Below are 14,162 nucleotides of genomic sequence, written 5' to 3'. Positions count from 1 at the left end.
ACCTTATTGGGGTGCTCCTAGCTACGGGACTCCCGCATCAGCCTAGACAGTGATCCCCACAAGCGACGTAGTGTTTGATAGAGCGGTTGCCCACTTTTGAGAGTTGAACACATGTTGCGAATCATGAATTGCCTTTCATAGGCTTACAGCGGATAAAACATCACTGTAAACTATATGAAACGGTCGCCTAAACTATATGAAATGGTCGCCGACCACGATGTTGATGTTATATGTGGTGTTGTGCGCTAAATATTCAGGGAAATCTGGTTCAAATTTCTGAGCGATGAACTTATACTTCTGAGTTGGTTCCGCGACTAGAACTGCAAGGCATACGATAGAGCGGGACCATAAAAATTAGCTGCATATTAAAAGTGTAAATCTTAGATGAGTAATAAATGGGAGCCGTCTTGGTGGGGGCGACGTTTCACAGGAGCGCGTGACTGGAGTTTAATCCAGCACGAACTTGAGCTGTCGCTAACATTAGATGGCCACTCATACAGCGTCTCTATTGAGGACGAAAATTCTTATCAGGTGAGATCAGGCCTATTTTGGACATCTATCACCTTAAATTCAGGTCAGTTTGGCGCTCTGGAAGTTGGTGGCTTGCCAAATACCCAAAGCAAGACACTGATTGCTGCATTGGATCACATTCTTTATGAGGTTCGCATCCGTGAAAAGGTGAAATTCCTTCAAGGGGAACAAAAGCTAATTTCTGAATGGCTTCGGGAAAAAAGAGAGCGGGAGACTGAGGCCGAACATCAACACAGGTGGTTAACGCATGAGGTGCAGATCGCGATTGAAGAGGCTCGTCCTACGATCAATGATCGTGCCTTCCGAAAGTATATTAAGGATTTCGGTGTTCAAGAGAGGCTTGGAAAGCAAGCACTGACTACACTAGAGTTGTCTTTAACCCTTTGGGAAATCGATCACCGTCCCTTTTGGGCAGCAATGAATGCGCTCCACACTGAGAATGAGCTGGAAGCCTGCAAGCACCTGTTCGGTCGGGTGGAAAGCAAGCCGCTGACTGAAGACCAAGCCCGCGCAGTGATATGCTTCGATAACCGCGTGCTGGTAGTGGCATCGGCGGGGTCAGGCAAGACATCAACCATGGTGGCAAAAGCCGCGTACGCCATTCATAGAGGGTATGCGCCGTCAGACCGCATTGTCCTCCTGGCATTCAACAAACAGGCAGCAGAGGAACTGAAGGAGCGAGCCGCTAAGTCATTCGAACGACTTGGTATGGATGGAATATCCGTTGAGGCTTCAACGTTTCATGCCCTCGGCCTTCGGATCATAGGGAAGGCTACAGGAAAAAAACCGGACATCCCGGATTGGGCTATCGATACAGCTAGTGGTCTACGCAAGTTGGCCGAATTGATTGATCGGCTCAAGGATAGTTCAGTTGCCTTCCGAGAGCAGTGGGACCTCTTTCGTTTCGTATATGCTCAGGATTTGCCTAAGTTTGGCTTATCTGGATCGGTCGACGTTTGGGACGAACAGGGTAACGGGCTGATCCTTACGGCGGATGGGACGAGAGTTCGCAGCCAAGAAGAGGCGATGATCGCAAACTGGCTTTTCTATAATGGTGTAAGCTATGTGTTTGAGGGAGTCTACGAATTCGACACCGCTGACGCTACCCACCGCCAATACCGCCCAGATTTTTACTATCCCGATATTGAGCTGTACCATGAGCATTTTGCGCTCGATGCGCAGGGAAATGCACCGCCGCACTTCAAGGATTACTTGTCCGGGGTGGAATGGAAACGCAAACTGCATGTTGAGCGTGGTACGTCATTCATTGAAACAACCTCTCATCAGATCAGATGCGTCAGTGGTTTTGAACATCTGGCGGCAGAATTGGCAAAACGAGGCGTCGAACTTGATCCGAATCCAGACCGCAGGATCCCTGAAGGAGGGCAGAAGCCGATGCCCTCCGAAGAACTCACAGGCCTTATTCGTGTTTTTATCAGCCATACCAAAAGTAATAGTCTGACGGTTTCGGCCCTGCGGGAGCGATTGGACGCGATGTCCGGAGATACCTTTAAACTCCGCTATTGGATGTTTCTGGATATTGTTGCCCCCATCCTGAACGCGTGGGATGCAGCGTTGGTTGCAGGGGGCGGCATCGATTTTGAGGATATGCTCAATCTTGCAGCAGAGTATCTTGAAAAGGGGCAGGTCGAGGAAAATTACGAACTGGTGATGGCAGATGAATTCCAAGATGCCTCACGGGCACGAGCGCGCCTGTGCCGGGCTTTAGTGCAAAAATCCAATCGATTTTTCTTTGCCGTTGGCGATGACTGGCAATCCATCAATCGGTTCGCTGGAGCCGACGTATCAGTAATGACGGGATTTCAAGACTGGTTTGGTCATGGGCAACTGCTCAAGCTGGAGCAGACATTTCGCTGCCCTCAAGAGCTATGTGATATATCAAGCAGGTTTGTTTCCAAAAATCCGGCCCAAATTCATAAGGTGGTGCGATCTATTAAGCCCACCGGGGGACCGGTACTTCAGACCTTGCAGGTGGACAGCAAAGAAAAGCTTGCCGATGCAATCACCCGTTATTTGGAGCAACTAGTTGAGAGGGTTCGAAACGGCACCATAAAATCTAGCGCGAACGGGAAGATATCAGTCTATATCTTGGGCCGCTACAACGCCGACCGGCAATATATGCCGACGCGTAAGTCTCGCTTCGAACGCTACTTAGACGTGTCGTTTCTTACAATTCATCGTTCCAAGGGGAGCGAGGCTGATTATATCATCCTACCTGAGATGGTTAGTACTTCACGGGGCCGGAGTTTCCCAAACAATCGGGCAGATGATCCGGTTTTGACATTAGCTATGCCAGCAGGAGATGATTATCCCGAAAGCGAAGAACGACGCCTGTTTTATGTAGCGTTGACCCGTGCTCGATGTGGTGTGGCTATGTTTACTGTGCAAGGGAATTGCTCGACCTTCTTAAGGGAACTCCAGAAAGAAGGGGCCGTGGCAATCACCACCCTCGATGGGAGGGCCGTCCAAGAAGAGAGATGCCCGTCCTGTAAACAGGGAGCTTTGATTATGAGGACCGGTCGTTACGGTGAGTTTCGATCCTGTTCAAATTTTCCTGTATGCCGTTACAAGCCCAAGAGAAAGTACGTCGGTGACAAACGCTAAGGGTTGCAGTTAATAGAATTGTAATAATTCTAATCTCCGTTTGTTTCTTAATCAAACTATAGGAAGTTAATCACCCAAAATACCAATAGGGAAAGCTAATATTTTCGATTGTCGGCCTGCCCGACAAAGCGGTTGCCGAAAGCCGGGAACGTGTACAGGCCGCACTTCATGCTTCCGGCCTTTCCATGCCGACCAAGCGTGTCACGGTCAATCTGGCTCCGGCTGATCTGCCGAAAGAAGGAATCCTTCTGCCATATCGTGAACTGTATCCAGTTGAGCAACTATTGGAAATTGCTTGATATTATTCCGTAAAGCATCTGAATATTGATATCCATTGTAGCACTCAACAATGTGCACCGTGTAGTTGTAAAAAAAACTTCTGCTGATAAAGATCGCTCTGCTGGCTCGCAGCGTTAAAGCGCGAACCGGTCAGCTCCCTAACTAACCCCTTTATTCATATTGTTCGATATTCGCGCGTTGCTCCCCTCTAGCGTAGAAGGGGAGGATTGGTGCGTTCGCCGATGATGATCTGCGCGGTCAGAGGAATCCAAATCAGTTTCGTTCAACCTAACTTAAGATTATATCACGTCTATTGACAGTTGATGTAATGTATAGGATCATCTAATAGTGATTCTAGAGAATATGAAGGAGTATTAATAATGTAAATAATGATTAAATAATATTTTTCCTTTAAATATAGCCTTATTTAAAGGAAAATAATTATCAAATCATCCAATTCCTTTATTTAAATACTAATAATGGGAATTATGAAATAAAAGGATGAGAGATTTGGAGGTTAATTACGAAAATATTCGCAAGGAACGATGTCGCGGTAAGATGCAGGTGATGGAGCCTGAAAGTGAGCGCATCGATGCTCCATTTAACGACATGGCGAGGGCCGTTCCCTTAAAATACTCGTTTAGCATCGAAGGGCATCGCCATTCGTATCATCTCACAGCACTGGTTCCCTTGTATGGGGAAGGTTTTTGCAGAAGATTCGAGACCGCGTGGAGAAAATCTGCATCTTTTCGGTCCGGAGCGACATCAGACAATTATTTTAAAGCAGCCCGCAAGGCTTTTATTCTGATTGCCCGAAAAGGAGCAGTCGAGCCAGATACACCTTGTGGTCTGATTTTAGGCGGGTTTCGCGATAGAGAGAGCTGGACTCCGAGCATTAAAGAATGGGGGGCGATCTTAGAAGAGATGGCTGCATCGATACTCGATCTCCGCGATCATTCTTTTATTGAAAATGGAACGCCAGAAAGTCGGAATAAAAAGTTTGAGAGTCTACGTTGTGCACTTAGATGGCTGTCATCGCAGGGCTTAATTCCAGAAGTTGAGCTCGAAGGTCGTCGGATCAGAGAGGAGTTTGGCGCAGCTTCGAAATGCTTGGCCACCGTTAAGTTTGAAGCAGGTCGCCTCGATGTGTCGGGCGCAAGTTTGTCGGATGCAGCTAATAAATTCTCTATTTGCAACCGAGAAATGCTAGAGGAAATACGAAAGTGCCTTTGGTTGGAGCTAAAGGAAAATATCGATCTTTATGAAGAAGGCAGCCGGTTAATGAGGGATCCCTCAATACCGGATGTTTCAGATTTTGAATCGGTGTTAAGAAATTATACGGATCAAAAAATTAGAGATAAAATTGTACAAAGGGAAATAAAATTTAATAGAAGTCAAATTCTAGGAATGGCTTTAAAAATATATAAGAGAAGCTCAATAGAGAAGAGATGCATTTCTCGCAAAGCTGATCTTTTTATGAGAAGTGTAATTAGGTATGACGAAGCGCAACCTTATTATGAGGCTACCATTAAAAGCCTTAACGCGGCTTATCATATAATATTAATTGACCTAGGAGCGAACTGCCAGCCAGTTGATGACATTGCTTTTGACTGCTTTTCAGGTGGTCCTCAGCGAGGAAAGATAAAAGTTCGTAGTCTTCATCTCATTAAAAATAGGAGCAACGGTAGAGTTGTTCCAGGATCTTTAAGAGAAGATCTCTCAGAGAGAGAGTTATACCTGGCGACTAAAACCGTGCCGGATCGCCCCTCCGGTGTGATGATTATAAACATGTGGAAGATGCTAACTCACTCCATGAGAAGTGAAGCAGGACCAGCAATGGAACGTCTTTGGGTGTGGCGCAAACCAGGGGCCACTAAGGTAGAAACTTCGTTAGTTTCCATGTCGAGCGAGCGGTGGCCTGCCTTCCTAGAGCGCCAAAAAAAGAACGAGATGTTTGGTGGGCTGCGAATCCAGCGTCGACACATTCGTACCGCCGTCCGCAATTTGAAAGGCGAGGACGGAGATCCAGATATCGCTGTCGACCGAGCACTGATGGGCCATTTGAGCACTAAAACTACTTTTCAGTATCTGAGCGAAGGGGCCGTCAGATCGCTTCTAGAAAGTAAAATAAGAGCTTTCATTGAAGCTTGGGAAGCAGTGAGCGTTCAAGATATAGACGCTGCGGCAAGGTTTCTCGGAATTCCGCAGGCGGAACTTTTTCGTCGAGCGCAGCTGGGTATCGCCAACGGTTTAGCCGCTTTATCTACTCGCGTTCTTCAGCGGCGGTCAAAAATAAAAGTCGGTTCTGCAGAAAACTTGTCCGATGCCGCTCAGGAGTTTTCAGTTTCGATTTCATCTATGACGAATTTGGACCTAGCTCGACGCGCTCTTCGCGAGCAGTGCTTACTCATGGTCAATACTAACCCCCAGCGATTTGTGCGGAAGTGGCTACCGTGGATGGCAATAGTTGAAGGCTATTGTGAACGTTTAGAGCAGAGCCGCTTTCGTCTCCAGTTTTCGAAGGTTTGTAATGACGTTGAGAAAAAACTTCTAGCTGGGCAGTTAAGGACGCCACTCTTATGGTAATCAAGTCACGCAGACAGATGCAATTTCTTCCGCTCCATGACGAGATTATTGGAGCACTTCCGAGACCATACTGGCTTGAAGGAGGTACTCTTTTAGATAATCTATGGGCTATAAAATTGGGTGAAACAGACTCTGAAAGCCTGATGATTTTGGATTTTAATCAACCGATCACTCCGTGGCCGAACATGAAATCCCTTACCGATTTTGATTTTGAAAAAGATCTAATTACAATAAAAAAATTCATTATATTAGCTTTAAAACAAAAACCCGTGGGATGGGTAAGCTCAAAAGACACTTTGTCTGTTGAATTCAATCACTATATTGATTTTGTTCGGTGGCGTACCGACAGAGGGGTATTGAATAATAATTCTCTGAGTCCAGTTTGGTTCAATGAATACGATAGCTCATTTAAGCGAAGCGGACGTGAAGGGCTGTTAAAGCTCGAAAGTCGAGTACGTTCACTTCTATTAGCGGTCAAAAGTAATGCTATTGAAATAGCTACGGACCGCAGGGGGGATGCTGCTATAGGTGAAATTGCAAAGCTACTTGGAGTTGGCAGCGGAGCGTCCCTAACACCAAATGCACGCAACTATCTAGAACAGTACTTTAAAAGCGAGGGAATACCGTACACCCGCTATTCGAGGAGCCGAGAGCTACCTTTATTGAGCGAGGAGAATGTTGTTAGTACAGCAGCAGCCAAACGCTACGCGATTTGGTTTCAGCTTTGGCGTTTAAGAAGTCATCTCTCTCATGACCCCATCGGGCATAGAGCTTTCAAAACAGCCCGCGAAATTTCAGAGTACTGCCAGAAGCATTTCCGCGAGCCGCGTCGAACACCAGACGCCCCAGCGTATCAAGTAAGCTTCCTTATAAATTCCTCACTAAAGATCTTATTGGACCACGTTACCTTAAAGCTTATCGATCTTGTCGGTCACGGGGTAAATAAAGATGGGGATTTGAAGAACAAGGATCTTCTTGTTGAGTGTAACAAACGCCTATCCTCTTTAGGTTTTCCAGAGATATCAGAGTACTATCATCTTCGCAAAGGAAAAACACAAAACAAGGCCACGTTGCGTCAGCTTCTATTTAAAATTCTGCCCATGGCCGCGAGAATAATCACCGCCGCTTTTTCAGCGCGTCGTGATAATGAAATCACAATGAGTAGAATGGACTGCGTTTCTCGGGATGAAGCGGGGCAACCTTGGCTTAACTGCAGAATCTCCAAAAATCTGAAGCGTACTCAACGCATTCCTATCCCTGAATCCGTAGTCAGAGCGGTGGAAATAGTTTTGAAAATACGGGCTCTTGGAAACAGAGAATCACAGATTCTATATAAGTTTCGCTGCCCAATCACGAAAAGGAATGTGTCGTTTAACACAAACCGATTAATGTCGGTCGTAGACGATTATTTTCAAACGCCTCTGCTCGAGGACGGAACTGCATGGAAATTTCGTCCTCATCAGTTCAGGAAACTTTTCGGTGTAACCTATTTCTGGCGGTACGCGTTTCCAAATCTCACGGCGCTTACATATCATTACCGACATTTCAATCCTGAAACAACACGGGGTTACATCGAGTTGGAGGCGGCAGAGGGCCTTCGCATGCGCGACGAGAAGCTCGCGGCAGCGGCGCGTGAGAGAACAGGAGAACGAAAATCTGATCTCGAATCGAGCAGGTCGGCTTTCGTCCTATGGGTACTAAGCGGCGTCGCAAAAGGGGATAAGCTTGATGGCGCGCTTGGTAAACGCATAACTGCGCAGGTCGAAGAACTTAAGAAAAGGTATTTACCGGAACTACAGATCACAGGTGGACAAACGAGTTCGCCGTCATTCGATAAAGCGCTGACAGCGCTTGCGAAAACGACTTCCCTGCAAGTCCATCCAGAAGGGCATAGTTTATGTGGGTGGGGATCTGGATCAAATGAAATTACCTCTCAGAGGTGTGCGTCCCGATGTCTGGAGCTTCGGCGCGAGCTAACTGGCGTGTCGAGCAGTGAAGCCATGGGGCCTGACTTTGCTTATGCGGAGGATACTGGGTGCTTGGTTTGTCCACTTAGAGCAGCTTTACCAACCATGGCTCCTAGATGGGAAAGTGACGTCCAAGAAGCAGAGTTGGCGCTCGCTCATTCAAATGTCATTCAGTCGGAAATAGTCAGAGAGCGTTTGGAATTAATATCCACTCACCGGTCGGATGGTTATAATGCAAGCTAAGCGACTTTACGGAGCAGAAAAGACGGCTACGACGCGTGCTTCATTCGAACGAAAAATCGAAGAAATGTCTCGGGTGTTAAGTTGTTGGCAAAAAAATGGTGTTCGAGATCAGCAATTCTGGCCAACGAGCTTAGCTATGCTAGCAGCGTGGGAAGACGATCAAAAAGGTATTTTTCGATGGAAGAGCAACAACGTAACAAAACGCGACGGTGTGTTCGGTGATCTAGTCAATCGATATTGGAACTTACAAAAGAAGGCCGATACATATTTGAAGAAGACGGCGCGCACGAATCCCGATAGCGCTTTAAAACACTTTAACTCAGTATTGATCCATCAGAATACCGCTCTGATATGGAATGTGATGGAACTCCGTGATGCTCTGTCGCGGGTGGACCCCGAAAATGAAGCATTGTCGAGATTACCATTTCCATGAGCACACAACGCAACAGCGCTGCGACCCGTTTAAGCAAGGCACCGGTTGACTACCAAATTGACGGGATACCAGTTGGCAGGCTGCCATGTTCAGTGAATGACAATGAAGGGGTCGTAATTCCTATACAGGCTTACTTGCTTGAGAATGCCGTTCGAATTGGTGATGCTTGGCGCACGACAGAGAAAGAAGCGTACATATTAAATCAGTGGTACGATTACTTAACACTGAAAAATGTGGGCATATTTAATGCAGACGAGGGGCATCTCCGTAGTTTTCTGCTCGGTGGCGGTCAACGCACTGGCACGGTCATTGCTTTCAACAATAAAGCAGGTGTTGTTGGGTCACAAACCAGCTTACATAAATTTCGGATCATAGTGGGATTTTATGAGTTTTGGCAGAACAAACGTGGGCAAAAATTAAGAAAATTCCGTGGAATCACGCTCGCGGAGATTAGGGAAGAGTTGCTAGCTCGACCAAAGAAATCGTTGGCAAAGGCCGAAATAAACTTCAGTAGACCTGGAAAGATCGAACCGAGAAGAAGGCCTGGTACGCCCTCGACGGAGGAATCCGAAGAGATTTTAACGATGGCACTTCAACAAAAAGACCCCAATCGGGCTCATACTTATTATCTCATCGGCTGCTTAGCGCGACACAGTGGATCGCGTGGTGTGGGGATTGCTGGATTACTCGTTCCAAACTTGCTCAAGGGGTTGAAGAATGAGCCCGCTTTCAAAAAAATCGATAATTATAGATCCGTCATCGATAATCATTTGCAGCCTGAGAACAGGCGTCTGATAGTTCACACCCTGCAACGCATGCGCAATGACCAAAGGAACTTCATTTATTGCGACGTTGTGAACAAAGGTGGCAGCTGGACGACCATCGCAATCCCGCTAGAGCTTTGTGGGGAGCTAATTGATTATATATGCACGTCTCGTCAAGAATTAATAGAAGCGCGCTTTCTCAAGAGAAACAAGAAAGTTCCGCCCAACGTTTTTCTATCTTATAAAAACGGCGCTCTATCTCAGGAGGCAATGGGTAATTTTTATAATAGTATATTTAAAAAATTAGAGGCTGACGGTACCTTTCATAGATTAAGGGCTGCATTTTGCCAAGAAGTCATAAGAGACATTTACGTACGGGAACGAGCTGTTAACGGCCGAGCTTGGCTAGTAGATAATGTACTTGAATTCGCGAGAAAGCTGTTAGGGCACAAGAGTGTAAAATCTCTGCGGCATTATCTCGACCAAATTCAAGCGGAAGAGGTTCTGTTTGGTCACCCCATCATGGTCGATAGTGGTAACGACGCTAACTATGTTCGAGCGATTGCTCACCAGTTGAATTCACCGGATGGCGAAGAATTTCGGAAAGCGCTTCATCTGTTTTGTCAGCAGCAGCGATTGGAACCAATTGTAGAGGAAGGTAGGCGCTACGCGCTCTTCTGAAGGAAGGTGAAAAGCGACTGCCGACTATCGCTACCTCGTTTCGATCACCAAATCCCACGTAAATCCGTTTTTGCCTTGTTCCCACCTGTAACCGTACGGATTGCAGACGATGCGGCTTTGGCCGATCTGAACATCGAAAGCATGATGCGTATGGCCACAGATCCACAAGTCTGGGGCCTGTTCTGAGTGCAGGATATCTTCAAATGCATTTGGTCCACAGGCAAACAGAAAATTTGCGTCTTGACCTGCATAAGCTGGCGGCGTGCAATCAGGGTGCGGCATATGATGGGTCAGCACCACGGTGGGGCCATAAAACGGTTCTGCCAACTTTTTTCGAATGTAAGCTGCATCTGAACGATGCAGATCCAGCATATTCTCAGGCGTGAAGCGTTTGTCATCTTGCATGTAGATTGCATGAAAATCATTGAGCATCTGACGCGCCATCAGCATTCGCTGTCGTAGATCAGACTTCGTGGCGAGTTTCATCTCGAAATCGACCCATAGGCTTGCGCCAACGAAGCGCGTATTGTCGATAATTACCGTATCGGCATCGAGACAATAAAACCGCTGCGGCCATTGCAGAGAAAGGGTTTCGATTGCCTTGATGGTCTGCCTGTCGCTTTCAAGCGAACGGTCGCGGTCACCTATAAGCCATTTGTTCTGATAGAACTCGTGATTTCCTGGTACATAAATAATTGGCTTCTCATAATGCCTGATTAGGAATTCCAAGGTGATGTAAACGTCAGGCGCTGCATTGAGATCGCCCGCAATGATAATCACATCGCATTCTGGCGCGTTTCCACGCGCCGGGTAGTCGACCTCTTGCAGTTCATGATGGACGTCAGACCAGATCCATAGTTTCATTCTGTTTTCTCCTTGGCCGCAATTCCCGACAGTTTTCATGCCAAGCCTGTCTATGACAGGCGCTCACGTTCCTCGACTGACCCGCAGAAAAATTCAAACTGCGAATTCAGTTGATGACGTGCAGCAGCATGTGCGTTTTTCTCAATTGCCGATGTCCTTTTGCCCGAGGCGATAAAAGCGGCTGAAAGTTCGCGCATAGTTTCTGTCGAGATCGAGAAGCCAGAGCTCAGAGGTAATGCCATTCGGCACGATTTGTCCGAGCCGAGGATGTTCGAATAATACCCCCTCTAAGCAAGTTGCGCGGCGAGCGCTGAGCTTCCAGCTAGTTATTGCTGGAGAATGTGAAAGTTGGCGCTCGTCTGGATGCTCACCGTTGAATATGCGTTCAAGATCCGTGACTAGGGCTTTCAGCATATTGATTTCGATTTCGAGTTGTTCGCGATTGTATTTTCCATTTTTGATTATGACAGCCATAATGAGGTCCTGGAGAATGAAGAAATGAGGGGCCATTCGGGCGCGCAGCAACGCGCCCGTGGAGTGGCGTTTCTTGTTCAACGTGTTTGATTAATGCTGCGAGCAAACGCTGAACCGTTCAGCGTGGAACATGCAACAGTCGGAGAATGGCTCAGAAGCCCCGCTTACTGGGCTCGATCAGGAACGAGTGTTTGGAAGTGCAAAGGCTTCGCTCGTGCCAGTTCTTCAAGCGCCAGCCGATTGATGATCAAATCGATCTTTCTATGTTGTTCCGTCTCATCACTGGAAAGGCTGTTACCAAACCAAAAGCTCAGCATGTGCCTTTGCTGTCTCTGAATTTCCAGCGCATGTTGTGCAGTACCCGATTTACCGGTTAGTTGATCCAAATCATGAAGAGCCCACACGCCCTCTAAATACTTCGTGTCACTAAGTAACGGGTCTATGGTGACGAACTCTGTCCGTTCTATCTCAACGCTGAAATATTGTGTTCCAATTCGCGGCAAAAAGCTTGCAAGCTTAGCTTTATCTTCTTCCCATTGTATCTGCGCACTTCGTTCATTGCCAATCCCATAGGCGATTTGAATATAACGCAAGCATCTTTGTGGCTTATTGTAAACGATGAGATCGAAAGCAAAACCGCCTGATAAATAAGTCGGCGTTAGAGGGGGCCCTTGGAATTTATTGCATTCGGGTTCCTGAGAAAGAACCTCCGCCAACTGATCAACGCTACGCGATAATATTGGGATGCCTGGCGTCGAAGTGGAAGTTCGTTCATCAGTTGCGGAAATCATATTTTCCAGGAAACCGATGATTTTTTCTCCCTCGCTCCAGATTGCGTAACGAAAATATTCGTCGACACGCTCCGTACTTTGAAGATTGCGTTCTTGCTTGTTAATGCGGTTGTGAAGTTCACTTAGCTGCAAAGCCGCATTCAATCCACGTCCTGGATGCCGTCGTGGAACTTCATTTTCCATGAGAATAACATGACCGATTGGGGAGTTTTCAGGCATAAGTTCTCCTGTCCGGCACATGGGTTACATGGGCCAAATTCGATATGAAACCAGTTCAGACAATGACGTCATCGACGGACAAAAATGGGCAATCCGCCTATTTCATCAAATCTTCAACTCACTGATTCGGTGTCTGTGTGAGCGATAATCCGGCTTATGTCAGAATTGCCTGAATTAGGCAATTAAATTCCTAAATATGGCAAATAAATACCGATTTAAGGCAAATTAGGGGGTGTAGCGGTTGCATACTCCCTGAATTAAAAGAAAAGGATGGATATACCGATTGCACTTTTGCGGGCCGCAAGACTCGCACTCGACTTAAGTCGAGAAGAACTCGCTGCAGAGGCGGGTGTAAGCGTGCGTACCATCGGAAGCTTTGAAAGAAATGCAGGCGTCAAAATTGAAACCCAACGCAAAATTCAATCGGCATTGGAACGAAGAGGCGTAACCTTTATCTATAGAGATAAATCCAAGGGGTTCGGTTTAATAATGCCGAAAAGCTGGCCACATTAATCTGTCAGGATTTTCAGCTCCACTAACTAAGATTAAACTCAAAAATTAAATTCATTTCGGTTGTTTTTCATACGGTGATCGATTGAAGACAGCTTACTGGCGATCTTGCATCCACTCGCTGACAATCGTCCGCGAATTATCCCTAAGGCCAGCTCTTCAACCCATCCTAGGTTTGAAAGAAATCACTGACGAAGCTCAGAGTGGTTCGACCAGTGCACTCGCTAGCCGATGCGCCCGCTGCAGCTTTTTTACCGCTACTTTCGCGGTCGTGACGATAGCTTGAGCAGCTTTCCCGTTTTCTTGCCTGCAACCCTGTCACCTGCCTTCTTCCAAGTTGTACTGTCGATCAGACGTGAGTGTCTGATGTCCAGATTATTGCATCCCGGCAAATCTAGAAGTGTATCAACCACGCTATCAGCGACGGATACCGGCAACCACGGATTCAAGTAGATTCGGTCGATCCATTCCGGAGGGCAGTCGATTTGATAAGCCCCTTGCTGATCTTTTGAGGACTCAATGATTATCCTATACTCGTCCTCGTCAACGAAACCGACCCGCTTGAGGAATGGTAACCGTTGAATGTCTTTAATACCAAGCTGTTCCACCCTTCGCAGAGGGAGGTACTCTACTTCGCCGAACCGAACTTTCTCGCCTCTTGGCATTTTCATTTCACCAAGGTCATTCTCAATAAGCTTGCGCTTCAGGACTATGCACGCGCCTCCGGTTCCACCTCCGGCAAATACTCGCCAGTGGTGGTAGGTTTCTGGGCACATGGCGGCGCACATTGTGTAAAGACCCTTAATTCCATGGTGCTCTTGATAGAGGCGCATAAAGTAGCTGTCGTTCTTGTCATCCCAGTACTGCGGGTCTAGGAGCGAGAGTTGGCCCCTACGCAGGATGTCAATCACGCCCGAAATTGATGTGTATCGCCTAATGACCGGTTCCCCGGAGATGCCTTCATTCATGTTCGCCTAACCAATATCGCCAAATTTAAAGGACCCGACCTCTGCACTAAATTTTCAGTAATTGCATTAACAGTATTTAAATTAAACGACCGTGTAAGATGATTTGCGTTTAGAACAAGTATATTCAATACTGATTTGCAAATTGTCTGCTATTCAAGATAGTCGTTTGTATAAAACGGCCATATAAAATCTCGCCGCGTCTTACAACTTCCAACCTGAAGTATGTT

The 14,162-nt window shown here is 46.8% G+C and carries 10 protein-coding genes and 1 pseudogene; 7 read left to right on the top strand and 4 right to left on the bottom strand.

Annotated elements, in window-relative coordinates:
• Positions 1-384: 384 nt before the first annotated feature.
• The 6 genes and pseudogenes from QBD00_RS05400 (at position 385) to QBD00_RS05375 (ending at position 10,109) form a co-directional block, all read left to right on the top strand.
• Entirely contained in the window at positions 385-3,156 is a 2,772-nt protein-coding gene (locus tag QBD00_RS05400; protein ID WP_318578848.1) for a UvrD-helicase domain-containing protein, read from the top strand.
• 89 nt (positions 3,157-3,245) lie between these two features.
• Positions 3,246-3,398: pseudogene (locus QBD00_RS05395) on the top strand (magnesium chelatase domain-containing protein); the annotation flags it as partial.
• 547 nt (positions 3,399-3,945) lie between these two features.
• Positions 3,946-6,021 carry a hypothetical protein gene (locus QBD00_RS05390; RefSeq protein ID WP_318578847.1) on the top strand — a complete coding sequence of 692 codons (2,076 nt, stop codon included), beginning with the start codon at positions 3,946-3,948 and terminating at the stop codon, positions 6,019-6,021.
• Entirely contained in the window at positions 6,015-8,231 is a 2,217-nt protein-coding gene (locus QBD00_RS05385; protein ID WP_318578846.1) for a hypothetical protein, read from the top strand. Before QBD00_RS05390 ends, QBD00_RS05385 begins: the two co-directional genes overlap by 7 nt.
• Positions 8,221-8,664: a hypothetical protein gene (locus tag QBD00_RS05380; RefSeq protein WP_318578845.1), complete on the top strand. Its 444-nt coding sequence runs from the start codon at positions 8,221-8,223 to the stop codon at positions 8,662-8,664. The genes QBD00_RS05385 and QBD00_RS05380 overlap by 11 nt, the downstream gene beginning before the upstream one ends.
• The gene (locus tag QBD00_RS05375; protein WP_318578844.1) at positions 8,661-10,109 is read left to right on the top strand and encodes a hypothetical protein; all 1,449 of its coding nucleotides are present in this window, start codon (positions 8,661-8,663) and stop codon (positions 10,107-10,109) included. Before QBD00_RS05380 ends, QBD00_RS05375 begins: the two co-directional genes overlap by 4 nt.
• Positions 10,110-10,139: 30 nt before the next feature.
• Here the strand turns inward: QBD00_RS05375 and QBD00_RS05370 are convergent, their stop codons facing one another.
• The 3 genes from QBD00_RS05370 to QBD00_RS05360 all read right to left on the bottom strand — a co-directional run bounded on the left by QBD00_RS05370 (position 10,140) and on the right by QBD00_RS05360 (position 12,457).
• Positions 10,140-10,973, bottom strand: coding sequence for a metallophosphoesterase (locus QBD00_RS05370; RefSeq protein ID WP_318578843.1), 834 nt, complete (start codon positions 10,971-10,973; stop codon positions 10,140-10,142).
• 141 nt (positions 10,974-11,114) lie between these two features.
• Positions 11,115-11,528 (bottom strand): hypothetical protein, encoded by a 414-nt coding sequence (locus QBD00_RS05365; RefSeq protein WP_318578842.1) that lies wholly within the window; start codon positions 11,526-11,528, stop codon positions 11,115-11,117.
• Between the two features lie 83 nt (positions 11,529-11,611).
• Positions 11,612-12,457 carry a hypothetical protein gene (locus tag QBD00_RS05360; protein ID WP_318578841.1) on the bottom strand — a complete coding sequence of 282 codons (846 nt, stop codon included), beginning with the start codon at positions 12,455-12,457 and terminating at the stop codon, positions 11,612-11,614.
• 270 nt (positions 12,458-12,727) lie between these two features.
• Here QBD00_RS05360 and QBD00_RS05355 point away from each other — a divergent pair, with 270 nt between their 5' ends.
• A complete protein-coding gene (locus QBD00_RS05355; RefSeq protein ID WP_318578840.1) occupies positions 12,728-12,970 on the top strand; it encodes a helix-turn-helix transcriptional regulator in 243 nt (80 codons plus the stop codon).
• Between the two features lie 254 nt (positions 12,971-13,224).
• On the opposite strand, the gene QBD00_RS05350 is transcribed toward QBD00_RS05355, so the two are convergent.
• Positions 13,225-13,935 (bottom strand): hypothetical protein, encoded by a 711-nt coding sequence (locus QBD00_RS05350; protein WP_318578839.1) that lies wholly within the window; start codon positions 13,933-13,935, stop codon positions 13,225-13,227.
• Positions 13,936-14,162 lie beyond the last annotated feature (227 nt).

Origin of the sequence: Ochrobactrum sp. AN78 (assembly GCF_029909885.1) — a bacterium.
Lineage (GTDB): Bacteria > Pseudomonadota > Alphaproteobacteria > Rhizobiales > Rhizobiaceae > Brucella > Brucella quorumnocens.
Note: the sequence above shows the minus strand (reverse complement) of the source record. Positions and strands in the feature narration are given on the sequence as shown.